Origin of the sequence: Burkholderia sp. MBR-1 (assembly GCF_013822785.1) — a bacterium.
Taxonomy (GTDB): Bacteria; Pseudomonadota; Gammaproteobacteria; order Burkholderiales; family Burkholderiaceae; genus Burkholderia; species Burkholderia vietnamiensis.
The window spans coordinates 1951122-1974106 of sequence record NZ_CP053610.1 but is presented as its reverse complement, the minus strand read 5'-3'; the positions used below and the strand labels follow the sequence as shown (position 1 = coordinate 1974106).

The following is a 22985-nucleotide window of genomic DNA, read 5'->3' as shown; positions in this document are numbered from 1 at the left end:
GTCCCTCTGTTGCTTACTGTGTCTGGAGCACGTCCGCGGCCAGCTGGCCGGAACGGATCGCGCCCTCGATCGTGGCGGGCAAACCGGTGGCAATCCAGTCGCCCGCCAGCACGAGATTGGTCCAGCGCGTGCGCACGGCCGGACGTTTCATTTCCTGCGACGGCACCGCCGCAAAGCCCGCGCGCGGCTCGACCACGAGCTGCCACGCGGGAAGCGGTTCCGGACGCGCGCCGCTCACGCGCGCGACATCTTCCCAGATGCGCCGCGCGAGCGCATCGCGCGGCATGTCGAGCCAGCGGCCCGCATCGCGGATCGTCGCGGCGAGCGCGCCGGCGCCGCTGCGCACCGCGTCGACGACGCCGTTGATCACCGTCGTCTGCAGCGCGCTGCCTGCCGCCGGCGTGTCGTGCGCGAAATACGCGGTCACGACCGCGCTGAACGCATCGGGCGCGGTGAGCTCGGGCACGAGCGGCTGCGCGACCTCGGGCGGCACGGCCAGCACGACCGCATCGCCCGGCGCGAGATCGATGCGCTCGCCGCCGATCGCGACCGCGTCGAGCGCATTGCCGTGCGCGCCGAATTCGAGTGCATCGAGCCGCGAGTTCAGCCGGATCTGCGCGCCGCCGTGCTGCAGCATCCGCAGCGCCGGCTCGACGAACGCGCTGCCGAGCCCGTGGCGCGCGACGAGCGGCCGGCAGCCCGCGCCGCCCGCGGCAAACATCCCGCACAGCACCGCAAGCGCGAGCTCCGCGCTCGCGTGGCGCGGCTCGACATTCAGCGCCGCGAGGAAATACGGCCGCAGCCAGCGGTCCCACAGCACGCCGTCGCATCGCATCGTCTGCGCGAGCGAGCGGCCCGGGCGCGCGAACGCGAGCGCAGCGAGCGCCGCGTAGTCGAGCGGCGTGGTGCCCGGTGCGCGCGAAGCGGCGTCGAACAGCCAGGCCGGCCAGTGTCCGGTGCCGAAGCGCAGCGTCCAGCGCTGCTGCGACGCGACGTCGACCACCGGGTATTCGGCGAGCGCCGGCCCCGTCAGCTGGTCGGCCGCGCCGATCCCGCGCAGATAGCGCTGCGTCGCCGTCTGTCCCGCGAACACCTGATGCAGCCCGCTGTCGAGCGTCGTGTTCAGCATCCCGTCGAACCACGAGCGGCAACGGCCGCCCGCCTGCGCATGCGCGTCGTGCAGCACGATGCGCCGCCCGCGGCGTTGCAGCTCGACGGCGGCCGACAGGCCGGCGAGTCCTGCACCGATCACGTGGACGGTTCTGGGCATCGGCTCAGAACAGCGCGTAGCGCGCGGCGATCATCAGCATGCGCGCCTTCGGCTTGCGCAGCGGCGCGCGCGGATACGCGAAACCGCGCGCGATCGCGGCTTCCAGAATGCAGCGATACGCGCCCGACATGATGCGCGGCGCCTTCACCTGCGCGCGCGTGCAGGTGTCCATCACCGCATCGGCGGCGCGGAAGTGCGCGAGCGCGCGTTCGACGAGCGTCGCGCACACGCGCGGCAGCGCCGGGTCGCGCACGATCGTCGCGGGATCGGCGATCGCGATGCCCTCGCGCGCGAGCAGCTCGCGCGGCAGGTAGCAGCGGTTGATCGCCGCGTCGTCGTCGATGTCGCGCAGGATGTTCGTCAGCTGCAACGCGCGGCCGAGATGGTGCGACAGCTCGATGCCTTCCGCTTCGGGGATCCCGAAAATCCTCACCGACAAGCGGCCGGCCGCGCTGGCGACGCGATCGCAGAACAGGTCGAGCGTCGGCTCGTCGGGCGCGCAGATATCCTCGGCGGCGTCCATCGCCATGCCGTCGATCATGGCGTGAAAGTCTTCGCGGCGCAGGTCGAACGCGCGGATCTCGCGCTCGAGCGCAACCAGATGGCGCGGCGGCTGGCCGGCGAAGCACGCGTCGATGTCCGCGCGCCAGCGGTCGAGGCCCGCGTTGCGCTCGGCGCGCGGCAGGTCGCTGTCGGCGATGTCGTCGACGGCGCGACAGAACGCGTAGACCTGGAACATCGCGTCGCGCTGCGCGGCCGGCAGGATGCGCATCGCCAGATAGAAGGAGCTGCCCGATGTGACGGCAGCGGCGTCGGTTTCTTGTTCGTCCACGACGAGATTGGAAACGGCCAAGACGAGCTCCACGGAGACACCCACGCGGGGCGATTGAAGAGGCCAGGCCCGGCTGGGTTGGTCAGGGCGTCGGATGCGTGCGAGATATGCGAACGATCGACGCAGACAGGCATAAATTACCGGCCGGAAGCCGGAATTGGGCGAAAGTATAGCAATCTTTGAAGTTCGATGGCGGAGACTCTCCGCGCGTCGCGGGCCGCCGCGCGGGGCCTGCGCGGCGGGCGCCCGCGTGCAATGGCATCGGGGCGGCCTCAGCCGTAAACGATGTCGCGCTGCAGGTCGAGCGCGATGAGGCCCATTTCCCGCGTGAGTTGCAGCATCGCGCGACGGTCGAGCCGCGAACCCATGAAGCTCGTCACGCGGCCGTCGGGCTCCGCGGTGAACTGGAACGACGACGCGCCGGTGCCGAACCACGCGCCGGGCACGTCGGGCGATTCGTGCCAGTCGATCTCGTCGAACACGCGCATGATGCCAGCACGCACGGCGTCTGTCGGGCCGATCGGCGGCGCGACGTCACCGAGATCGTCGAGGGAATAGGGGCCGGGCTTGTCCGGCTTGCGGTAGAAGAGATAGTCGACGTTCATGGGGCGCAATCGGAACGAAAGCGCCAAATTGGCGCGCTTCGTGACACATTGAAATCAGATCACTATGAAATGTGATCTGTACGACACAAAATAGCGCCATTTCGCGCGCAACGCAACGGCGGGGCGGGCGCGTGCCGCGATGTGCGTCCGCATGCTTGCACGCGCGCCGCATCGTCTAAGATGGACACCTCTCTCGAACAAGACGAACGCCATGGAGACGAACGTAACCGCCGCCCAGCAGTCCGACCATCCCGTTTTCGTGCTCGTGCACGGTGCGTGGCACGGCGCATGGTCCTATGCGCCGGTCGCGGCCGCGCTGGCCGCGCGCGGCTATCTGTCGATCGCGCGCGACCTGCCCGCGCACGGCATCAATGCCCGCTTTCCCGCGTCGTATCTCGCACGACCGCTCGACAAGGACGCGTTCGGCGCGGAGCCGTCGCCGGTCGCGAACACCACGCTCGACGACTACGCGACGCAGGTGCTGCAGGCCGTCGACGACGCGTATGCGCTCGGCCGCGGCAAGGTCGTTCTGGTCGGGCACAGCATGGGCGGCCTCGCGATCACGGCCGCCGCGGAACGCGCGCCGGAGAAGATCGCGAAGCTCGTCTATCTCGCGGCGTTCATGCCCGCGTCGGGCGTGCCCGGCCTCGACTACGTGCGTGCGCCGGAGAACCACGGCGACATGCTCGGCGCGCTGATGCTGGCGAGCCCGCGCGTGACCGGCGCGCTGCGGATCGATCCGCGCAGCGGCGATGCGGCCTATCGCGCGCAGTTGAAACAGGCGCTGTACGACGACGTGCCGCAAGCCGATTTCGACGCAGTCGCGAACCTGATGACCTGCGACGTGCCGGCCGCGCCGTTCGCCACCGCGATCCCGACCAGCGCCGCGCGCTGGGGCGCGATCGATCGCCATTACATCAAGTGCCTGGCCGACCGCGTGCTGCTGCCCGCGTTGCAACAACGCTTCATCGACGAAGCCGATGCATTCGCGCCCGACAATCCGACCCACGTACACCAGCTCGACAGCAGCCATTCGCCGTTCATGTCGCAGCCGGCCGTGCTCGCCGGCGTGCTGGCGGATATCGCGAAAAGCTGAGCCGCGCGCCTCGCGCGATGCGAGTGCTGCGCGCCGCGCCGCCGCGCTCAGCCGAACGCGACCGAGCGGTCGCGTCCGAGCCGCTTCGCACGATACAGCGCGGTGTCGGCCCCGTTGACGAGCACGTCGCACGATGCGAGACCCGGCGTCGCATACGCGGCGCCGACGCTCGCGGTCACCGCCACGCTGACGCCTTCCGCCTCGACCGGCGTGCTGCCGATCGCGTCGCGCACCTTGTCGGCGACGAGCAGCGCCTCGTCGAGATTCGTGCAGGGCAGCAGCAGCGCGAATTCCTCGCCGCCGAAGCGGCCGAACGTGTCCTGGGCGCGCACGATCGACGCCACGCGGCGCGCGGTCTCGCGCAGCACCGCGTCGCCGACGGCATGCCCGAAGCGGTCGTTGATCGTCTTGAAGTGATCGAGATCGAACAGCAGCACCGACAGGTCGCCGCCGTAGCGCTGCCAGCGCGCGAATTCGTCGCCGAGCCGCGCTTCGAAGTAGCGCCGGTTCGCAATGCCGGTCAGGCCATCGACGTTCGCGTGTTCGCGCAGCTTCGCGACCGCCTCCTCGCGCTCGCGCTGCATCACGCTCACGTGCGTGACATCCGAGATCGTCACGCACACGGCCTCGACGTCGCGGCCGCGCGTGAGCGGCATGAACGTGCAGTCCTGCTGCATGTAGTCGACGCCGCCGGTGATCGGCCGGTCGTGCTCGAAGCGAAACAGGTAGGGCCGCTGCTCCCACGAGCTGAACGCGAAGCTGCCGAGCTGGAACACGCTCTGGAGCTTGCGCTCGAGCCACGCGCGCGGCAGATCCGGAAAGCAGTCGAACAGGTTGCGGCCGATCACGTCGGCGGCCACCGTGCCGCTGTGGTCCTGCATGAAGCGGTTCCACATCAGCACGTTCATCGCGCGATCCAGCACGAACAGGCCGAAACCGACCCGCTCGATCACGAGATCGCTCAACGACGGCGTGCCGGCGGTATTCATAGCGCGGACAGCAACGCGTCGAGCGCGTCGCCCATCAGCCGGATCGAATCCTCGGCCATCAGCATCACGAAGTGCGCGCGGAACCCGTGATCCTCGAGGCCGAAGTTCACTTCCAGCAGCAACGCGACGCTCCATGCGAGCGCGTTCGGCTGGAATACGTCCTCGAACGACACGTTCGCGCCCAGCAGCCCGGGCGGGAAGAACACCGGCTTGCGGCCGAGTTCGTCGAGAATCGACGCGACGCACGCGCTCATCAGCACGTTGGCGACGTCGAACACGAGTTCGTCCTGCGTCGCCATGCCGGCATACACGCCGTCGCCGAACGTGCGCTCCATCAGCGACATGAGCCGCGCGACGCCGGCGGTGCGGCACAGCACGATCGCCTCGCCCTTGATGTCGGAACGGAAGCCCTGGCGTACGGCCGTCACGTTCTCGTGAATCCCCGTCATCTCGCGCAGCGCGGCGCCGGCTTCCGACGCCCCGACGACCCGCACGCGCGGGACCGACAGCTCGATGAAGTGGCCGAGCAGCAGCGCGAGCCGTGCAGCGGCACGACCCATCGCGAGGTTGGCGATTTCCTGCAACGCGTCGCGTTGCTCCGCCGTGAACACCGATTCAGGCATACAACCCATACTCCTTGAGAATGGGCAGCAATGCCTCCGACGTCACGGGCTTGGCTACGAATGCGATCGCGCCGAGTTCGCGCACGCGGGCTCGCGCCTGCGGCTGAATATCGGCGGATACCACGATCACGAACGTGTTCAGATCTTCGTGGCGCAGTGTCTCGAGGACCTGATAGCCAGTCATGTCGGGCATCGTCAGGTCCAGAAACATTACGGAAGCTTTGCCGTCACGATAGAGCGCCAGGGCCTCATGACCATTCGCCGCATATGCTACGTCAACGTCCCAGTCTCCCGGCAACGCCTTGGTCAAAAGCTTGCGGGCGAGCAAGGAGTCGTCGGCGATCACGATCGGCAAAGGCATGGCAGCGAAGCGGTGTACGGAATGGTCTCTCTCGCGTTAACGACCGCTCGGCGCCGTTCTTGAGGCGCCGTGCAATCAAACGCTGGCACCGCCTTGCAATCGCACGCGGGCGGCGCGGCACGAAGCACGCGACACACCGCGCCGCAATCGCCGGCGGGCGCATGTATCTGTCATAGGGAAAGCAAGGGGCGATTCTCGGAGTAAACCGGAGGCGGTGCAACTCGCCATTTTCACCATTTCGAACAGAATCGGTCCGATCTCCGCGCGTTGTCGAAACAGGCTCGATCATTTTCGAGATAAGCACGCAAAATTTTTCCTTGTGTACGTTTGCGCTGCCGGATTCATAGCGTTTTCATTCTTTCAATGCAGCCCTGTCGGATTCGACAGGTTTGCGGGTGCGTCCGGGCGAGACGGTGGGCGTGCACAACTCGTTTATGATGGGGCACTCCAGCCTCGTCGCCCTGTTCAATGACGTCCGAACGTCCCGCCGATTCCCGCCCTCCCGCCGCCACACCCGCCGACGACTGGCAGGACGACGGCGCCTACGCGTCCGGCGCGCCCGAGCACGATTTTGCGGTCCGGCGCGTGACGCTGATCGTGCTGCTGGTGGCGGCGATCGTGCTGCCGTGCATTTACGTGTCGGTGATGGCGTACAACGACCTGAAGGCGCGCGAAGCGGCAGCGAGCGACGTGACGATGCGCACCGTGCGCGTGGCGGAAGAACATGCGCTTAAAGTGTTCGATCTGACCGAGACGCTCGATGCGCGCATCGTCGATCTCGTGCAGGACATGGACGACGCGACCGTGCGCCGCCAGGAATCCGACATCCACGAGGCGTTGAACACGATCGGCGGCGGCTATCCGCAGGTGGCGGCCGTGTCGATCTTCGGCGCGAGCGGCATGCTGCTCGCGAACAGTCTCTACTATCCGGCGCCGTACGCGTCGATCGCGAACCGCGACGATTTCGTCGGCATCCGCGACGGCAAGGTCATCGAACACATCTCGCGGCTGATGATGGGCCCGCTCAAGCTCGAGAACATCCCCGTGTTCAACACGGGCGTCGCACGCCGACACAGCGACGGCTCGTTCGCCGGCATGGTGTCGATCGCGCTGAAGTCGTCGTATTTCAATGCGTTCTACCGCAACCTGCTCGGCGGCTCGGCCACCCCGATGACGATGGCGCTCGCGCGTTCCGACGGCGCCGTGATCGCCTCGTATCCGCCGCCGCCGTCGCTCGCGCACACCGATCGCACGGCCACCTTCGGCAACCCGCACAACGATCCGCGCGCGGGCGTCGTGCGGGTCGGGCACGACGACGCCGGCAGCGAGATCGTCGCGTACCGGCAGGTCGGCAGCTATCCGGTGTACGTCACCTGCGCGTATCGGACCTCGGCGATCTGGCACGAGTGGTACGAGCATCTGAGCGTGCTGTTCATCTCGATGTTCGCGCCGTCGATCGCGCTGTGGTGGGTGATCTGGCTGTCGCTGAAGCGCCTGAAGGCCGAAGAGCAGGCGTGGGACCGCTGGCAGGCCGAGGCGTCGATGCGGCGCTCGATCGAATCGGCGTACCGGCAGTCGCGCAAGATGCAGGCGCTCGGCAACCTGGTCGGCAGCGTCGCGCACGACTTCAACAACCTGTTGATGATCATCTCGAGCAACGTGCAGATCGTGCGGCGGCGCGGCGTCGCGCAGCTCGACAAGGAACTCGCCGCAATCGAGCGCGCGTTGAAGAACGGCCAGTCGCTCACGCGCCAGCTGCTCGGCGTCGCGCGCAAGCAGCCGCTGCACAACGAGACGATCGACGTCGGCCAGTGGCTCGGCACGTGCCGTGAACTGCTGAAGACGTCGCTCGGCTCGAAGTCGTCGCTGGTCGTCGCGATCGAGCCGGGCGTGTGGCCCGTGCGCATCGACGTCGCGGAGCTCGAGCTTGCCGTCATCAACCTCGCCGTCAACGCGCGCGACGCGATGCCGGCTGGCGGCCGCTTCACGGTCGGCGCACGCAACGTGACGCTGCGCCGCGAGGACGGCTTTCCGCTGACCGGCGACTTCGTGCAGATCTCGCTCGACGATACGGGCATCGGCATGGCGCCCGACGTGCTGGCGCGCGCGTTCGAGCCGCTGTTCACGACGAAGGGGCAGGGAATGGGCACCGGCCTCGGGCTGCCGCAGGTATTCGCGTTCTGCGAGCGCTCCGGCGGCCTCGCGACGATCGACAGCGCGGTCGGCGCCGGCACGTCGGTGCGTCTCTATCTTCCGCGTGCGCGCGCCGAGGACATCGTCGTGCGGCCGCCGGCCGCGGTACACGACGGCGGCGCGCTCACGGGCCTGCACGTGCTGCTGGTGGAAGACAATGGCGAGGTCGCGGCCGGCACCGAGGCCCTGCTCACGCTGCTCGGACATCGCGTGACCTATGCACCCACCGCCGACGACGCGTTGCGCCTGATCGAGGGCGTCGCCGCGAACGACGCATTCGATCTGGTGATTTCGGATATCCACATGCCGGGCCGCCTGAACGGCATCGACCTCGCCGAGGCGGTCGGCAAACGCCCGGACAAGCTGCCCGTGATCCTGGTGACCGGTTACGCCGAGGAGCTCGACCGCACGCGCACCGTCAATGTACGCGTACTGTCGAAGCCGTTCGACATTGCGCTGCTCGACGAGATTCTGCTGGGCATTCGCGAAGCGCGCGACGATGCGCGGCACGACGGCCGCTGACCTGCGCGCGAGGAGCGAGCCGCGCATGGGCGCCGCTCGCGGGACGGGCAATGCGGTCAGGCGGCCTTGAGCGTGCGCACCCAATCGGCGTAGCGGTCGACGAAGCCTTGCAGGAACGTACGCGTGTCGTCACTGACGATGCGGCCTTCGTCGTCGATACGGGACGGATCGTGCTTGATGAACATTTCCGGTTGCGTGAGCATCTTCACGTCGAGATACGCGAGCACGTTGCGCAGGTGCTGCTGCGCGAGCGCCGTGCCGACCGCGCCCGGCGACGTGCCGAGCACCGCGCCCGGCTTGCCCGACCACGAGTTGTGCCCCCACGGGCGCGAGCCCCAGTCGAGCGCGTTCTTCAGCACGCCGGGAATCGAGCGGTTGTATTCGGGCGTGACGAACAGCAGCGCGTCGGCCGCTTCGATCGACTGTTTGAAACGCTTCGCGACTTCCGGAAAATCCGCGTCGTAATCCTGACTATAGAGCGGCAACTCGCCGATCTCGACGAACTCGAACGAGAAATCGGCGGGCGCGAGCGAAATCACGGCGTGCGCCAGTGCGCGATTCCACGAACCGCGACGCAGACTGCCGACGACGACCGCAATGCGATGAGACATGGCTTTCTCCTTCCGATGGGTAGGGAAATCCGCTCGATTGCTTCCGAGCAGGCGACAAAGGTCTGTTTATAGGCAAGCCAGCCCGTGAGCCATCCCACGGGGCCGGGCGGCCGGCTTTCCACAAGGTTTTCCACAGAAATTGTGGATAACTTCGGCGTTAAGGTCTGATGTTACCCACCGCTCGCCGCCCGAATGCGCGGCACGCTGCGCGGGTTAGGGCAAGCATAGCGTAGTGGGCCGAGACGGATCACGAGTGCGCGACGGAAGATTGCCGCGCGGTGCCGCGCCCAGTAAGCTGCTGGCACCGCGATGCGCCGGGCCGGCCGGATGCAATCGGTACGAGAGACTTTCGACCCGCCGCCATGCCGTCCACGTACGACGATCCCGTTTATCTCGCCCAACTGCGGCGCGACCTGTTGCGCTTCGCGCGGCTGCAACTGCGCGACGCCGATGCGTCCGAGGATGCCGTGCAGGAGGCGCTGGCCGCCGCATGGTCGCATGCGGGTGACTTTGCGGGACGGTCCGCGCACAAGACCTGGGTGTTCGGGATCCTGCGCAACAAGCTGGTCGACATCCTGCGCGCGCGGCAGCGGACGGTGAGCCTCACCGCGCTCGATGCGGAGCTCGACGGCGAATCCGTGCTCGATCGCGAGTTGTTCCAGGACAACGGACACTGGGCCGCGCATACGAAGCCGCGGCCATGGCCTCGCCCCGAGACACTGCTGCAGCAACGGCAGTTCTGGACGCTGTTCCAGGCGTGTCTCGACCATCTGCCGGAAAACATCGGCCGCGTATTCATGATGCGTGAATTCCTCGATGTCGAGATCGACGACATCTGCAGCGAACTCACATTGACCGCCAATCATTGCAGCGTGCTGCTGTATCGGGCGCGCACGCGCCTGCGCACGTGCCTCAGCGAAAAAGGACTGACGACCGAAGATGCTGCCGGGGAAATGTAAGGACGTGACGCGCCTGCTGTCGGATGCGCTCGACCGTCCGTTGACGCTTCATGAGCGTATGCGCGTGCGCATGCATCTGCCGGGCTGCAGCGGATGCAGGGCCTATCGCGGGCAGATCGCGGTGCTGCGGGTGGCCGCGCGTGCGGCGGCGGGGGGCGAGGGCGGCGCGCCGGGTGGCGGAGAAGGGTGACGGGCCGTGTCGTCGTTTTTGTCGACAAGCGCACGTGGCGGTGGGTTTGGGGCTGTTGTGGCCGCCGTTGTTGAAGGCGTCGCGGCCGTGCCGTGCCCCAGCAGGTGGAGTCGGTGCATGCTGCACATCAACCGGGTGTCTATGCGCCTGGTTGATGTGATATGTCAAATATGCGTTATAGAAATTATTCGAAAAGCGCGCGCACCAACTCGGGCGGACGACCAATGGCGGCCTTGCCTCCATATACGACGATCGGCCGCTGCAGCAACACCGGATGCGCGGCGATGGCTTCATAAGCCTCCGCGTCCGTCAGGTTTGCGCGACCCAGGTCCAACGTCTTGTACGGCTCCTCGCCGTCGCGGAGCATGTCGCGCACGGCGCAGCCGAGCTGGCGATGCAGGGCTTCCAGTTCTTCGACCGTAGGCGGCGTTTTCAGATATTCGATGACGTTCAGTGGCATGCCAGCGGCATTCAACGACTCGACGAGCGCGAGCGTTTCGCGGGATTTTGAGCAGCGTGGGTTGTGGTAGATCGTGATCATCGTTCAGAAGGGCTGCGGGAGAGGGAGGGGCGTATTGTAGCTAGTCTCGGTGCAAGCGCTTCAGGCAGGCTGTAGGGGATGGGAGGCCACGTTTCGCGTGGCGAGACGTCTGCCTGGAGAGATGGGGGCGCTTGTGCGATGGGTTTATGCGCATAAAGCGGAAAGCGGGGGCGCTGTCCGCGGGTGTCTCACCTAGTCGTTGCGACCAATGTGGCGAACGTTGCGCGCAATTGCTACGAGCCTCGATGATTGCGCGAGTGCCAACGATGACGCGCCAGCGCGCCGTACGCCGGCCTTATGCGCATCGAGCGCCCCTACGCCGAGGTGTGGCGCTTCGCCGGATACGTCATCCAAGCCATTGGGTGACGCGCAACCGCCTAGCGTGTCCTCCCGGCGACCGGAGTGCCGTACGCGACGGCCGATTTATATATCGCGCCGGGAAACGACCGCTAACGGCAAGCACGCTCGCCGGTTTATGCGCATAAACGCCCGGAAGCGTATGCGGTTTGGCGAGCCGTGAGAGCGATCCAAAACATTGCCGTCGTCGTTCCGCTGCCGCCGCCGTGGGCGGCCCAACGACTTGCCAGGGCATTGCCTACTTCGAGCCGAAGGCGCGTCGTCGGCCGTCGCCAGGAGCCGCGGAAGTTTATGCGCACAAACCCACGCATTCGCGCGCGGCGCCGGACGCAACCTGGCAGTTACGGAAACACCGTACCGATGGCGGCAATCGGCCCCCCTCCATTCGGGCAGCAACACGCTACCCCGCAGCACCTGCAGCATTCGCTCGCATCGCTGGCGCGCGAACATCCTCCTTGGCGACCCATCCGTCGCCCCGGCCCGTTTATGCGCATAAACCCGCCTCCCAAATGCGCTCCGGCGACCCCACGATTCGCGTGAATCGTTGACCCAAACCTCCGTTCTTGGCTACCCGCCCGTCGCCTCAGCCGTTTATGCGCATAAACCTACCTGCCAAATGGCTAACCCGCATCTTCGGAACCACAATTTCATTGAAATATAAATATCGTGCGGTAGAATTCCAACGACCAAAAACAGGAGTGAAAATTGGCCGCGGAAATCATTGCAGTCACTCAACAAAAAGGCGGTGTCGGGAAGAGCACGATTGCCATGCATCTCGGCGCGGCATTCCATGAAAAGGGCAAGCGGGTTCTCGTCATCGACGCAGACGGTCAAAACACCCTGGTTCACTGGTCGAGTGCCTCCGGCGACAGCGACGCAGGCATCCCGTTCCCCGTCGTCAATCTTGCAGAAGCCGGCGGCCAGATCCATCGCGAGATCAAGAAGTTCATCAACGATTACGACATCATCGTCGTCGACTGCCCTCCGTCGATCACGGAAAAGGTTTCCGGTGTCGTGCTCCTCGCGGCCTCCATCGCCGTGATTCCGACGTCGTCGTCGCCTGCCGACTATTGGTCGAGCGTCGGGCTCGTCAAGCTGATCCAGCAGGCGCAGGTGATGAACGAAGACCTGCGCGCAGTGTTCCTGCTCAACAAGACGGAAGAGAAGCGCATGCTGACCCGCGAACTCAAGCGGGCTCTCGAGGAACTCGGCTTCCCGCTGTTGAAGACGCAAATCCCCACCCGCGAGGCATACAAGCAGGCGATGGCGCTTGGCCAGACCGTGCTGCAGATGAACGATCGCGGCGCGCGGCTGGCCGCCGCGGAAATCCGCGCATGCGCCGACGAAATCGTCGCCATGCTGCCCTGACTTTATGCGCATAAAGGATTCACATGAAACCCTCCCAATTTGCAAAGGGCTTCCAGGCGCGCCCGGACATCACGACGAGTGAGAAGCGCACGGCGCTTGATCGACTGAATGCCATCGACGGTATCGTCAAGTCCGAGACGGCTACGCCGGCTGCAACGAAATCCGCTCGAAAAGAGACGCCGCAGGCTGCGGCTCCCGAGTTCCTGCTCGACGCGTCCACCGACGAGTCGCCGCAATATCGGGCGTGGCGCCTCGAGCACCGCTATGCGCCGGGCCAAGTGATCGAACTGCCGCTGAAGGCAATCAAACATAGTCCGTTCAACCCGCGACATTTCTATTTGAAGTCGTCGATCGCCGAACTCGCAGTGAACCTCGCGAAGCAGGGTCAGCAGCAGGCGATTCACGTGATTCCCGACTACGACAATCCGGGCTCGTATTTCGTCAGCGACGGCGGCCGCCGCGTGCGCGCGCTGAAGGAAGCGAACAAGGAATCGGTCAAGGCGATCGTGATCGACGTGCCTATCGGGATCCAGAGCTACAAGCTCGGCTACGATCTGAACGTGCAGCGCGATTCGCAGACGGTGTTCGACAATGCCGTCGTGTGGCGACGCTTCCTCGACGACAAACATTTCCAGAGCCAGAAGGAACTGTCCGAACATCTCGGCCTCGATGAATCGACGGTCGCGGTTGCGCTGTCGATCGGCAAACTGCCGGAGTCGGTCATGCAGGAAATGGTCGCGCGTCCGGATCGCTTCGGCTCGAACATGGCGTATCAGGTCGGCCGCTATCACAATGCACGCGGCACCGAGGCGACGCTACGGCTGATCAACAAGATCGTGTCCGACGATCTCAGCACGCGTCAGGTATCGGACATCGTCAAAGGTCGCGTCGCGGCGCAGGAAACGCCGAAGCCGGCGGGCCGCCAGCGCTATGCGCAGCGCTTAGAGATCAAGCTCGGCGGCAAATCGGTGGGCGACCTCAAATCGTACGGCGACGACCGCATCGAACTGCGCCTGCGCGGCCTGCCGAAGGAGAAGCGCGACGCTATCCTCGAGCAACTCGAGCGGATGCTGTTGTCGGATTGACCGAGCCGGCCGGCAGGGCCTCGAGTCGCGCGGCCCGCTCGCCGCTGGACATGAGGCCGCCGGCCACGGTCAGTCGGAGACGCTGCAGGCGGGCCTCAGGCGGCCCGCGATTGATTCAGGGTAAAGGACAGCAGGTCGCCGTCCGTCGGCTCGCCCCAGGTCTTCTGGGCCAGCCAGTCGAAAAACGCCGTCTCGGCCAGCTTGGAATCGAGGCCGCGCTTGCGCCAGTCGTCACGCAGGTGCGAGCCCATCGTCGGCAACACTTCCGCCTCGAACGACTCACGCGCCACTTCGCGCTCCGCGTCGCCCTGCTCCTCGTACAGCACCTTCGCTTCCTTGCGGCGGAACGCGGCGAATTCGCTCAGCAGGCGGGCCTTCAGATCGTCGGGCTGCGCACTAACGGCCTTCATGGACGGCGTGCCGGCCGGTAGCGTGTCGACCGACTCGACCGGCGGCGCATACCCCTTCTTCAACGCGTCCTTGAACAAGGCCGGCGCACTGCGCACCGGCGGCAGCGTCGTGCTGCGCATCCGCTGCTCGGTCATCTGCAGCGCCGCGCGAATCCGGTTTTCCTCGCTGTCGGCGTAGAGCGTCTGCGCTTCCTTGAGCGGGATGCCGAGCTTCACCATACGGTCGACCAGCGTGCTGTCGAACACGTTCGGATGCTCGTCGAGCGCGAGCATCGGCTGCTTGCGCTCGGTCACACGGAACTGGATCTCGGCAACTCGCCGGCCTTCGCGATGCTCGATCAGCTCGACGAAGATGTTGGTGACCGCATTGACTTCGGCGATCGCCGGACGCAGATAGTCGCGCTTGAAATATTTGTACTCGCGCTTCGCCTCGTCGCCGGCTTCCGTGTCCGGCGTGCCGGACAGGATCGGGCGCCACCACTCCCACGGCTCGCGCATCGTCAGGTGGCTCGGGTTCGTCAGATAGCGTACGCAGATTTCATACAGCGCCAGGCCGGCGCTGCTGCGCAACTGGCTCTGAAACTGCAGGCTCAGACGCGCGTACTGCACCGGATCCAGCAGCTTCTTCTTGATCTTCGGCGCGAACGAGAACTCGACCCATACGCGGCGCGTCGACGGATCCTCGAGGATTTCCGCATCGGCGATCAGCGTCGAGATCCCCCACTTGCGGCCGGGCTTCTGGCTCGACGTGCCGGTGCTCCACTCGACCTGGACCGACACCATGCGACGCAGGTGTTCCTTCACCAGAGCGGTGTCGTTCGAGTCGAAGGCGGAATTGGCGACGATGTCCGACAACAGCGCGCGATAGGTATCGCCCGAGTCGTCGGCCTGCTGCGCGACGGCGAGCAGCACATTGAACAGCTTGCGGGTCAGGAGGGTGATCTTGCCGCTCTTCGGCTGAATCGCGATCGCCTCGACGGCCTTCCGCAATTCGGCTGAACTGGCACTCACCACATCCACATCGGTTTTCTTGGCGCGCTTCGTGGCCATGCGTCGGGTCGGAGGAGAAGTTTCACGGAAGGATAGCGCCTGTGGTGATGTGCGTCCAGAACGACATGCTCACCATACGCGGTGATGCGGACGTGTCACGCCGCACTCACCCCAACCGACTCCCGAAAACCCTCACCAGTCCGGATTTACGGCGTTTCGGGCCAATCCAGATGTGTCGCGGGATGCGCTAACTTCACAGATTTTCGCCTGTGCCGGACACGTGCGCAACTTGCTCCCGTATCGGCTCACCTTTCGATTTGTCGTAATTTTACGACTCAGCGGGACCCGTGCCTCACCGGGACGTCAGCGGATGCTTCTGTGGATCCTGTATGCATGTACAGCGACGCAAACCGCACCCGCGAAGTCCGTCCGACGTAACGGCGATACCAGCCGAGGACCGCTCCCACAAGCCTGCCGAGATCGTTTCGCAACCGCGGGCGCGCATTGTACAGCGCCTGGAAACCGGATGTTCCCGAAAACGCTCACCTTATGGACTCCACAGACTGTGCGCGAGGAGCCGGGGCATCCCCGACACATCTAGGCTCAGGTATTCGCTCCTCCCGAAAACGCTCACCTTTTCGACGAATTCGACGTCGGAACTGCCACCAACGTCACTCCCGAAAAACCTCACCGTAACCGTCGCAGTATCAAAAATGTCAATCGCGCCCGGTACTTACGAGATCCTCTGGCTCACAAGTTCGGCGACACACCCTCCCGCAAAACCTCACCTGTAGCACCTATGAATCGGCACGGTGCCCCGATGGCCGCTCCCGAAAAATCTCACCTTTGCCAAAAAGAGGCACAGCAAAAAACCGATTTTCGCCGCCTCCCGTGGGCTTTCCGGCGAATCAAGACCCTCCTGGGTCCCGAAAAAGCTCACCTCTGATGCCTTTTTGTGCAACTGACACTCCTGAAAAGGCTCACCTTTGAAGTGCTCCTCCGGCCTGTGACTCGTCCCCCGAAAAACCTCACCTCAACGGAATCCCGCCCGGAAACCCCGCACTTCGCTCCCGAAAAGACTCACCTTTCCCCGGCCACAGGCGCTCGAGCGCACTTTTTCTGTGCAAAAACACCGTAGACTCCCGAAAAACCTCACAGTAAAAACCTGTGACGTCCCGTGAAACCTCACCTTTTGTCGGAATTGCCTAAAAGATGGGCAAAAACAGGGCGGGAAACGGAACCCGCAAGTTCTCACCCATCGCTGCACAGGCAGACAACTGTGTATGCAGGCGCCATGAGGGTTCTGGGGATGCGAGCTCCCGAAAAGCCTCACCTTGGCCAAATTTAATGTTTTACTGTGATCCCGAATCCGCTCACGACCTTTCCCGCATCGGCTCACGCAGCTCCCCGAACCCCATCACTTCAGCTCCCGCAGAAGATCACCTTGGCTCCCGTAAAACTTCACCTTGTCGCCTCGAAAGCCTTGCTGCATAAGGATCTGCGGTGGCGTTAACGTTTTTAACTAAGGGTTCAAGGGTGTTTACTTCTAATACTCTCAAGACTCAGCTCACCGAGTTTTCCACAGAGACGCTACTCGCCGAACACCGACCGTAGCCCGGATGCGCCAGCATGTGAAACATATCGGTGTTTTGGATGGCTTCCGATATATCCCGATGAAACAAGGACTTGGCGGTCAATCTTCGCTTTGTTTCACGATATGTACGCTCTCTATCAACGAAAACGACGCACAGCCACGCCTGCCATACAAATTGACGTAAATTCGCTACGGCCAACCAAATAAGGTATCAAAGAACACGTATTTCGTTATGATCGCAACATCGAACACCGACGAACTCCATCATGACGCTGGATGAAATACGTGAAGCTATCCGACGAGAGCTGGAATCGCTGCGCGCAAGCGGTGCACGGCGCCAGGAACTCTCGCTACACGCGTGCAAGCGCTTGTTCTTCGATCTTGGTATTCGGCCGTCGGCCGCGAACGTTCGCGACCTGACGCAAACCGGCAGCGCGAGCGACATCCCGAAGGACATCGACCATTTCTGGGAACGGATTCGCGCCGCGTCGAAGATCAAGCTCGACGGCGCAGCGATTCCCAAAGCAGTCGAAGAGAAAGCCGGGGCTTTGCTCTCAGCGCTCTATGACGAGGCGCTGAAGGCAGCGAAGGAGAGTCTCGATGGCGATCGCGAGCAGATCCGCTCGAGCATGGTCGACGCGGAACAAAGGTTACGCGACGCCGCCGTCCGCCAGGAGACGCTAGAAGCCGCACTGGCACGCAGCGAAAACCGCAACGATCAGTTGCAGGCGCGCCTGACCGAACTGGAAGTACAGCTGGCGTCGCAGTCGACGCACGGCTCGGCGAACGAAGCCACGCTCCTCGCCACCATCGCACGGCTCGAAAAAGAACTGGCCGCGACGACGGGCCGAGTCGATGCCGAGCAGACGCAAAACGCTGCGCTGCGCGACCGAATCGACGCGCTGCAAGCCGAGTTGCAGCAACGCACCGAGCATTACGCGCAGCAAATCAAGGATGCGGTAGCCGAAGCCGAACGCCGGGTCAAACCGATGCTGGTGGAGCTGGACTCGCTACGCAGCATGGCGTCGACCTATCAGAGCGGCTTGCGCGATGTGCAGCGCAAGGAGTTCGATTTCCTCCAGCAGCTGAGCGCGGCGAAGGCGCGCGCCGATCGCCTCGAGGAACAGTTACGCAGCCAGAGCGACGAGCTCGAGCGCGCAACGCGTGACGCGAACACGTTACGCGCGAGCCGCGGGATGAGCCCCGAGATTTCGGCGCTGATGCGGCGTCTGGCTGATGCGGGTCAACTGGACGCCGACGCGTTTTCCGCAATTGGGACGTCGCTGGATCACGAGGTGCCTGTACCGAGCCGGTGCCCGCGTTGCGATGGCGAGCCGGAGTTGTCGCATGGCGACAACGGGTTCGAAGTGTCGTGCCCCGAATGCGACCATGCATCGGGATTCTGGCCATCCCGTTTCGAAGCCGCTACGCGGTTTGCACGCGACTGACACCGCGAAGCCGCACAGCCGTCGCGCAAGGTGAGGTAATTCGGGATCATCAAGGTGAGATTATTCGGGAGCTGTGTAACGGTGAGGCCCAGTGGATCAAGGCTGCTCACGGATCACTTCCGTGAGCAGCCGGCCGCCCTTCAGTGAGTTTCGTCCCGATCCGCCTCATCACCGTTGAGGAGTTCCTCTCGCCAGTTCTTCCACGCACGGTGCAGCCGGTTCGATGAAATGGGCCGCACGAAGCCGAGCCATTTGCCGACACGTTCCGGCGGTACATCGTGCTCGAACAGCTCCGCGGCATACGTGTTGCGGAGCGTCTGCGGACTCGCGCGCGCAGTGCGCGACGATGCGAGGCCCGCTGATTCCACGATCGCGTCGATCGCACGCAACATCGTCGCCTTGTGCATCGGTCGCCCGGCGTGTGATGCGGGGAACACGAGATCGCCGGCGATGTTTTGGTGCTTGCGCTCGACGAGCCAGGCTTCGAGCAGCGCGATCGCAAATGACGCGAGGTGGGTTTCACGTGCGAAATCCGGATGCGTCGACGGGATGTGCAGCGATGTCCCACTCGTGTTTATGCAACTAATAGTAAGAACCCGTGCTTCGCCGGTTTTCACGCCGGCGCCGAGAAACGCAGCGACGAGCGCGCGGTCGCGACGTTCCTTCCAGTACGCGGAGCCCGACACGCCGATGGGCGAAAACAGGTAGGCCAGCAACTTCGCGCGTTCGGCTGGCGTCAGGAAACCGGTCGGCTCGTTGTCGCGCGCGTGGCGCCACGTCGCTTCGCCATCCTGAGCGATGAAGCGGGCCGGGTTGGTCGAGGCCAGTTCGGTTTGCCGGATGTGATCGAGCACGCGTTCGATCAACCGCAAATAGCGCATGCGCTGCGTTTTTCGGATCGGTAGTTCGCCGACGAAATTTGCAATCGACGCGGTATCGACGGTGGCGAGGTTTTTCTGATTGGCGCGCAGCCAGGCCAGAAAGGCCCCCCATTGTGCGCGATAGACGTCGGCCGATGAGCGGCGGTATTCCTGCATGGCAAGCCACGCGTCGAATGCGGTGTCGGGCGAGACGATCCAGTCGGATGCGCCGCGGTCGAACAAGTCCTTTTCCTCAGGGCGTGCCGGGGTGTCGGGGCATGTGGGGAGAGACATTTGATTTATTCCGTTAGTTGCGTGCATGGTAGCCCTTTGCGCAACATCGCGGGCAGTAGCCTGGGCGAGCGCCGGCAGTCCGCGCTTCTCATGGCGAATATCAGTCGCCCCACGCCTTCGACGGACGGTGGACGCGCTCGCGGGCTGCATGGTTCTGCGCTTTGTCCGCTGCCTCGTACGCTAGCACCGCGAACGAGAACACCGCGGGCAGGGCGTTGGAACGGCCGAAGTCAATCGGATCGTCCGTCTCGGGAAAGGTCATGTCCGACGGTCTTTCGAACAGCTGCCGCATGCCGGCATCGTGCCGGCTCGCAAAGCCGAGATCGGCCAGCGCCTCGGCTTCGATGGCGTGCAGCAGGCGCCACGACAGCGGTACACCGTGGCGGATATAGCGCTCGGCTATGTGCCGAACGATCAGTTCGAGGTCGTGCGCGGCAGCCTTGAAGCTGAGCGCGGCCAAATCTTGTTCTTCTGTCATCGCAGGCTCCTGTCGACCGGAACGGGCGCCTCGGTGCGCCAACCCCGGCCATGCGTGGCGGAATGTTCGTACTGTACAAACATACAGTATTTTCCGCAACTGGCCAGTTGGCCGACTATCGGCAGCGTCAGCGATGGATCACGATCAGAAGTGCGCGCGCTTCGGCCTTGCCTGGATTGCGGATCGCGTGCGGTGTGTCGGCCGGGTAGCGGGCGGTGTCACCGGCTTTCAGGCGTCGGGTGGCCGCGGCGGCTTCGATTTCCATCGCACCCTGCAACACGGTCAGGTGTTCGCGGGTACCGGGCTCGTGTGCGTTCGATACGAGCGCGCCGCCGCTCGGTAGCGTCAGCTCGTACCACTCGAACTTGCCGGCGAGGTCGATCGGGCCCCATACGCGCAGCTGGTAGCGGCCGTCGTGGCCTGCGAGCGTCGGGATGTCGTGCGGGCCGTCCACGCGGATCGTCTCCGGCGCCTTGGGTTGCGAGAACAGCTCGTCGAGCGTAATGCCGAGCGCGTTCGTGAGCCGCCATGCAACGGCGATGGTCGGATTGGCCTTGTCACGCTCGATCTCGGAAAGCATCGATTTCGATACGCCGGCCGCGCGTGACAGATCGTCGAGGGTCAGCTTGCGCTCGTTGCGCAGGCGCTGGATCTGCTCGCCGACGCGGGGCGGCGTCGCGGCCGGCGGCTGCGGTGCGGCGCCGGCGGGTGTGCGTCGCGGCGCGGAGGAACTTGCCATTTGTTTTCCGTTCGCTTAGAGTTGTTCGATATTCCGAATTTAAGTTCGGAATATCGGATAAATGCGGTCAACCGAACGACCGACTATAACAGTAGCAGCCCGTCGCGCTGCCGCCACGAGTGGCGTGCGACGGCTTGCGAACCCTGTCAGGAGCTTTGCGATGCGTGATGCCTTTCTCGCCCAGGTGCGCGGGACGCTCGATCAGATCCGCGCGGACGGTTTTTACAAGACCGAGCGCGAGATCGCGAGCCCTCAAGCTGCCGCGGTGCGGCTGGCCGGCGGTGCCGGTGTGCTCAATTTCTGCGCGAACAACTATCTGGGTCTGGCGAACGATCCGCGCCTGATCGCCGCCGCGAAGGACGGCCTCGACCAGGACGGCTTCGGCATGGCATCGGTGCGTTTCATCTGCGGCACGCAGACCGTGCACAAGCAGCTCGAAAGCGCACTCGCATCGTTTCTCGGCACTGAGGACAGCATTCTCTATTCGAGCTGCTTCGACGCGAACGGCGGCCTGTTCGAGACGTTGCTCGACGAGAACGACGCCGTCATCAGCGACGAGCTGAATCACGCAAGCATCATCGACGGCATTCGCCTCTGCAAGGCGAAGCGTTTTCGCTACAAGAACAACGATCTCGCCGATCTCGAGGCCAAGCTGAAGGAAGCCGACGCGGCCGGTGCGCGTCACAAGCTGATCGCGACCGACGGCGTGTTCTCGATGGACGGCATCATCGCCGACCTCAAAGGCATTTGCGATCTCGCCGACCGATACGGCGCGCTGGTGATGGTCGACGATTCGCACGCGGTCGGCTTCATCGGCGCTCATGGCCGCGGCACGCCCGAGCACTGCGGCGTCGACGGGCGCGTCGACATCATTACCGGCACACTCGGCAAGGCGCTGGGCGGCGCATCGGGCGGCTACGTCGCCGCGCGCCGCGAGATCGTCGAGCTGCTGCGCCAGCGTTCGCGCCCGTACCTGTTTTCGAACACGCTCACGCCGAGCATTGCCGCGGCGTCGTTGAAGGTGCTCGAACTGCTCGGCAGCGATGAAGGCGCGAAGCTGCGCGAGCGCGTCCGCGAAAACGGCGTGCGCTTCCGCGAGCAGATGACGGCTGCAGGCTTCACGCTCGTGCCCGGCGCGCATCCGATCATCCCGGTGATGCTCGGCGATGCGCAGCTCGCCACCAACATGGCCGACAAGCTGCTCGCCGAAGGGGTGTACGTGATCGGCTTTTCGTTCCCGGTCGTGCCGCGCGGGCGCGCACGGATCCGCACGCAGATGAGCGCCGCACATACCGCCGAACAGATCGACCAGACCGTGGCCGCGTTCGTGCGCGTCGGCAAGTCGCTCGGCATCGTCTGACGGAGGTGCGACCATGAAAGCACTGGCAAAGCTCGAACGCGCTCCGGGTCTCACGTTGACGCGCGTGAAGCGTCCCGAGGTCGGACACAACGACGTGCTGATCAAGATCCGCCGCACGGCGATCTGCGGCACCGACATCCATATCTGGAAGTGGGACGACTGGGCGCAGAAGACGATCCCCGTGCCGATGCATGTCGGCCACGAATACGTCGGCGAGATCGTCGAGATGGGGCAGGAAGTGCGCGGCTTCGCGATCGGTGACCGCGTGTCCGGCGAAGGGCACATCACCTGCGGTTTCTGCCGTAACTGTCGTGCGGGGCGTCGGCATCTGTGCCGCAATACCGTCGGCGTCGGCGTGAACCGCGAGGGCGCGTTCGCCGAATATCTGGCGATTCCCGCATTCAACGCGTTCAAGATTCCGCCGGAGATCTCCGACGATCTCGCGTCGATCTTCGATCCGTTCGGCAACGCGACGCATACGGCGCTGTCGTTCAACCTCGTCGGCGAGGACGTGTTGATCACCGGCGCGGGGCCGATCGGCATCATGGCCGTCGCAATCGCGAAGCATGTCGGCGCGCGCAATGTCGTGATCACCGACATCAACGACTATCGGCTGGAGCTTGCGCGCAAGATGGGCGCGACGCGCGCTGTCAACGTCGCGCGCGAGTCGCTGCGCGACGTGATGGCCGAGCTGCGCATGACCGAAGGCTTCGATGTCGGGCTCGAGATGTCGGGCGTGCCGAGCGCATTCACGAGCCTGCTCGAAGCGATGAATCACGGCGGCAAGGTCGCGCTGCTCGGCATTCCGCCCGCGCAGACGGCAATCGACTGGAATCAGGTGATCTTCAAGGGGCTCGAGATCAAGGGCATCTACGGCCGCGAAATGTTCGAGACCTGGTACAAGATGGTCGCGATGCTCCAGAGTGGGCTCGACCTGTCGCCGATCGTCACGCATCGCTTTGCCGTCGACGATTACGAGAAAGGCTTCGCCGCGATGCTGTCCGGTGAAAGCGGCAAGGTGATTCTCGACTGGACCGCGTGAGCGCCTGCGGCGTGGAGCGGCCCGTTTGACGGCCGCCGCGCCGTTTCGTCTCGAGCGTTTGTCGAAGCCTGCCGCGCCGACAGACGCTTGAGGTGAGGATATTCGGGAGCCGCAATGGCATCTCGTATGACGCTGTAATCACCGTGCGCGTGCGTCATGTACGAGTGG

At 64.6% G+C, this 22985-nt stretch carries 21 protein-coding genes; 9 read left to right on the top strand and 12 right to left on the bottom strand.

Annotated features, from left to right (window positions below; translation table 11 throughout):
* Positions 1-13 precede the first annotated feature (13 nt).
* The 3 genes from hpnE to MBR110_RS23445 form a co-directional block, all read right to left on the bottom strand.
* Positions 14-1270, bottom strand: a complete 1257-nt coding sequence (gene hpnE, locus MBR110_RS23455) for a hydroxysqualene dehydroxylase HpnE (RefSeq protein WP_181709362.1) — start codon at positions 1268-1270, stop codon at positions 14-16.
* Positions 1271-1274: 4 nt separating this feature from the next.
* Positions 1275-2123, bottom strand: coding sequence for a presqualene diphosphate synthase HpnD (gene hpnD, locus MBR110_RS23450; RefSeq protein WP_014724262.1), 849 nt, complete (start codon positions 2121-2123; stop codon positions 1275-1277).
* 251 nt (positions 2124-2374) lie between these two features.
* Complete coding sequence (locus MBR110_RS23445) at positions 2375-2707, bottom strand: hypothetical protein (protein ID WP_046425783.1); 333 nt, start codon at positions 2705-2707, stop codon at positions 2375-2377.
* A 211-nt stretch (positions 2708-2918) separates the two neighbouring features.
* Between MBR110_RS23445 and MBR110_RS23440 the strand changes: the two genes are divergently transcribed.
* Positions 2919-3803, top strand: a complete 885-nt coding sequence (locus MBR110_RS23440; protein WP_034193763.1) for an alpha/beta fold hydrolase — start codon at positions 2919-2921, stop codon at positions 3801-3803.
* Positions 3804-3850: 47 nt separating this feature from the next.
* Here the strand turns inward: MBR110_RS23440 and MBR110_RS23435 are convergent, their stop codons facing one another.
* The 3 genes from MBR110_RS23435 to MBR110_RS23425 are packed head-to-tail and all read right to left on the bottom strand — an operon-like array spanning position 3851 to position 5776.
* Entirely contained in the window at positions 3851-4792 is a 942-nt protein-coding gene (locus MBR110_RS23435) for a GGDEF domain-containing protein (RefSeq protein WP_011881145.1), read from the bottom strand.
* Positions 4789-5415 carry a chemotaxis protein CheC gene (locus MBR110_RS23430; RefSeq protein WP_011881144.1) on the bottom strand — a complete coding sequence of 209 codons (627 nt, stop codon included), beginning with the start codon at positions 5413-5415 and terminating at the stop codon, positions 4789-4791. Before MBR110_RS23430 ends, MBR110_RS23435 begins: the two co-directional genes overlap by 4 nt.
* The gene (locus MBR110_RS23425; RefSeq protein ID WP_011881143.1) at positions 5408-5776 is read right to left on the bottom strand and encodes a response regulator; all 369 of its coding nucleotides are present in this window, start codon (positions 5774-5776) and stop codon (positions 5408-5410) included. The genes MBR110_RS23430 and MBR110_RS23425 overlap by 8 nt, the downstream gene beginning before the upstream one ends.
* A 468-nt stretch (positions 5777-6244) precedes the next feature.
* Between MBR110_RS23425 and MBR110_RS23420 the strand changes: the two genes are divergently transcribed.
* Positions 6245-8491: a hybrid sensor histidine kinase/response regulator gene (locus MBR110_RS23420; RefSeq protein WP_011881142.1), complete on the top strand. Its 2247-nt coding sequence runs from the start codon at positions 6245-6247 to the stop codon at positions 8489-8491.
* Positions 8492-8547: 56 nt separating this feature from the next.
* Here MBR110_RS23420 and MBR110_RS23415 read toward each other — a convergent pair whose 3' ends face one another.
* Positions 8548-9102 (bottom strand): NADPH-dependent FMN reductase, encoded by a 555-nt coding sequence (locus MBR110_RS23415; protein ID WP_011881141.1) that lies wholly within the window; start codon positions 9100-9102, stop codon positions 8548-8550.
* Positions 9103-9464: 362 nt separating this feature from the next.
* Between MBR110_RS23415 and MBR110_RS23410 the strand changes: the two genes are divergently transcribed.
* Together MBR110_RS23410 and MBR110_RS23405 are read left to right on the top strand one after the other, a co-directional pair.
* Positions 9465-10061, top strand: coding sequence for an RNA polymerase factor sigma-70 (locus tag MBR110_RS23410; protein ID WP_011881140.1), 597 nt, complete (start codon positions 9465-9467; stop codon positions 10059-10061).
* Positions 10042-10251 (top strand): zf-HC2 domain-containing protein, encoded by a 210-nt coding sequence (locus tag MBR110_RS23405; protein WP_011881139.1) that lies wholly within the window; start codon positions 10042-10044, stop codon positions 10249-10251. Before MBR110_RS23410 ends, MBR110_RS23405 begins: the two co-directional genes overlap by 20 nt.
* 184 nt (positions 10252-10435) lie before the next feature.
* On the opposite strand, the gene arsC is transcribed toward MBR110_RS23405, so the two are convergent.
* On the bottom strand, positions 10436-10792 hold the full coding sequence (gene arsC, locus MBR110_RS23400) for an arsenate reductase (glutaredoxin) (RefSeq protein ID WP_014724258.1): 357 nt from the start codon (positions 10790-10792) through the stop codon (positions 10436-10438).
* A gap of 1062 nt (positions 10793-11854) precedes the next feature.
* Between arsC and parA the strand changes: the two genes are divergently transcribed.
* The gene (parA, locus tag MBR110_RS23395; RefSeq protein ID WP_011881137.1) at positions 11855-12517 is read left to right on the top strand and encodes a ParA family partition ATPase; all 663 of its coding nucleotides are present in this window, start codon (positions 11855-11857) and stop codon (positions 12515-12517) included.
* A 23-nt stretch (positions 12518-12540) separates the two neighbouring features.
* The gene (locus MBR110_RS23390; RefSeq protein ID WP_034193767.1) at positions 12541-13602 is read left to right on the top strand and encodes a ParB/RepB/Spo0J family partition protein; all 1062 of its coding nucleotides are present in this window, start codon (positions 12541-12543) and stop codon (positions 13600-13602) included.
* A gap of 95 nt (positions 13603-13697) precedes the next feature.
* On the opposite strand, the gene MBR110_RS23385 is transcribed toward MBR110_RS23390, so the two are convergent.
* The gene (locus MBR110_RS23385; RefSeq protein WP_011881135.1) at positions 13698-15062 is read right to left on the bottom strand and encodes a replication initiation protein; all 1365 of its coding nucleotides are present in this window, start codon (positions 15060-15062) and stop codon (positions 13698-13700) included.
* Between the two features lie 1800 nt (positions 15063-16862).
* Between MBR110_RS23385 and MBR110_RS23380 the strand changes: the two genes are divergently transcribed.
* On the top strand, positions 16863-18044 hold the full coding sequence (locus MBR110_RS23380; protein ID WP_045578359.1) for a DNA-binding protein: 1182 nt from the start codon (positions 16863-16865) through the stop codon (positions 18042-18044).
* 140 nt (positions 18045-18184) lie between these two features.
* Here the strand turns inward: MBR110_RS23380 and MBR110_RS23375 are convergent, their stop codons facing one another.
* The 3 genes from MBR110_RS23375 to MBR110_RS23365 all read right to left on the bottom strand — a co-directional run bounded on the left by MBR110_RS23375 (position 18185) and on the right by MBR110_RS23365 (position 20415).
* Positions 18185-19198, bottom strand: coding sequence for a tyrosine-type recombinase/integrase (locus MBR110_RS23375; RefSeq protein WP_041494038.1), 1014 nt, complete (start codon positions 19196-19198; stop codon positions 18185-18187).
* Positions 19199-19298: 100 nt separating this feature from the next.
* On the bottom strand, positions 19299-19676 hold the full coding sequence (locus MBR110_RS23370) for a DUF2471 family protein (RefSeq protein ID WP_011881132.1): 378 nt from the start codon (positions 19674-19676) through the stop codon (positions 19299-19301).
* 127 nt (positions 19677-19803) lie between these two features.
* Complete coding sequence (locus MBR110_RS23365) at positions 19804-20415, bottom strand: helix-turn-helix domain-containing protein (RefSeq protein ID WP_011881131.1); 612 nt, start codon at positions 20413-20415, stop codon at positions 19804-19806.
* A 160-nt stretch (positions 20416-20575) separates the two neighbouring features.
* On the opposite strand from MBR110_RS23365, the gene MBR110_RS23360 reads away from it, so the two are divergent.
* On the top strand, positions 20576-21775 hold the full coding sequence (locus MBR110_RS23360) for a glycine C-acetyltransferase (protein WP_011881130.1): 1200 nt from the start codon (positions 20576-20578) through the stop codon (positions 21773-21775).
* A 13-nt stretch (positions 21776-21788) separates the two neighbouring features.
* Positions 21789-22817 carry an L-threonine 3-dehydrogenase gene (tdh, locus tag MBR110_RS23355; protein ID WP_011881129.1) on the top strand — a complete coding sequence of 343 codons (1029 nt, stop codon included), beginning with the start codon at positions 21789-21791 and terminating at the stop codon, positions 22815-22817.
* Positions 22818-22985: the final 168 nt, after the last annotated feature.

Coding starts and splice junctions, on each gene's coding strand:
- MBR110_RS23390 (WP_034193767.1), top strand. CDS start 12,541: ATGAAACCCTCCCAATTTGCAAAGGGCTTCCAGGCGCGCCCGGACATC.
- MBR110_RS23420 (WP_011881142.1), top strand. CDS start 6,245: ATGACGTCCGAACGTCCCGCCGATTCCCGCCCTCCCGCCGCCACACCC.
- MBR110_RS23385 (WP_011881135.1), bottom strand. CDS start 15,062: ATGGCCACGAAGCGCGCCAAGAAAACCGATGTGGATGTGGTGAGTGCC.
- MBR110_RS23445 (WP_046425783.1), bottom strand. CDS start 2,707: ATGAACGTCGACTATCTCTTCTACCGCAAGCCGGACAAGCCCGGCCCC.
- MBR110_RS23360 (WP_011881130.1), top strand. CDS start 20,576: ATGCGTGATGCCTTTCTCGCCCAGGTGCGCGGGACGCTCGATCAGATC.
- arsC (WP_014724258.1), bottom strand. CDS start 10,792: ATGATCACGATCTACCACAACCCACGCTGCTCAAAATCCCGCGAAACG.
- MBR110_RS23375 (WP_041494038.1), bottom strand. CDS start 19,198: ATGTCTCTCCCCACATGCCCCGACACCCCGGCACGCCCTGAGGAAAAG.
- MBR110_RS23440 (WP_034193763.1), top strand. CDS start 2,919: ATGGAGACGAACGTAACCGCCGCCCAGCAGTCCGACCATCCCGTTTTC.
- MBR110_RS23425 (WP_011881143.1), bottom strand. CDS start 5,776: ATGCCTTTGCCGATCGTGATCGCCGACGACTCCTTGCTCGCCCGCAAG.
- MBR110_RS23405 (WP_011881139.1), top strand. CDS start 10,042: ATGCTGCCGGGGAAATGTAAGGACGTGACGCGCCTGCTGTCGGATGCG.
- MBR110_RS23365 (WP_011881131.1), bottom strand. CDS start 20,415: ATGGCAAGTTCCTCCGCGCCGCGACGCACACCCGCCGGCGCCGCACCG.
- MBR110_RS23430 (WP_011881144.1), bottom strand. CDS start 5,415: ATGCCTGAATCGGTGTTCACGGCGGAGCAACGCGACGCGTTGCAGGAA.
- MBR110_RS23415 (WP_011881141.1), bottom strand. CDS start 9,102: ATGTCTCATCGCATTGCGGTCGTCGTCGGCAGTCTGCGTCGCGGTTCG.
- MBR110_RS23410 (WP_011881140.1), top strand. CDS start 9,465: ATGCCGTCCACGTACGACGATCCCGTTTATCTCGCCCAACTGCGGCGC.
- MBR110_RS23435 (WP_011881145.1), bottom strand. CDS start 4,792: ATGAATACCGCCGGCACGCCGTCGTTGAGCGATCTCGTGATCGAGCGG.
- MBR110_RS23380 (WP_045578359.1), top strand. CDS start 16,863: ATGACGCTGGATGAAATACGTGAAGCTATCCGACGAGAGCTGGAATCG.
- hpnE (WP_181709362.1), bottom strand. CDS start 1,270: ATGCCCAGAACCGTCCACGTGATCGGTGCAGGACTCGCCGGCCTGTCG.
- MBR110_RS23370 (WP_011881132.1), bottom strand. CDS start 19,676: ATGACAGAAGAACAAGATTTGGCCGCGCTCAGCTTCAAGGCTGCCGCG.
- tdh (WP_011881129.1), top strand. CDS start 21,789: ATGAAAGCACTGGCAAAGCTCGAACGCGCTCCGGGTCTCACGTTGACG.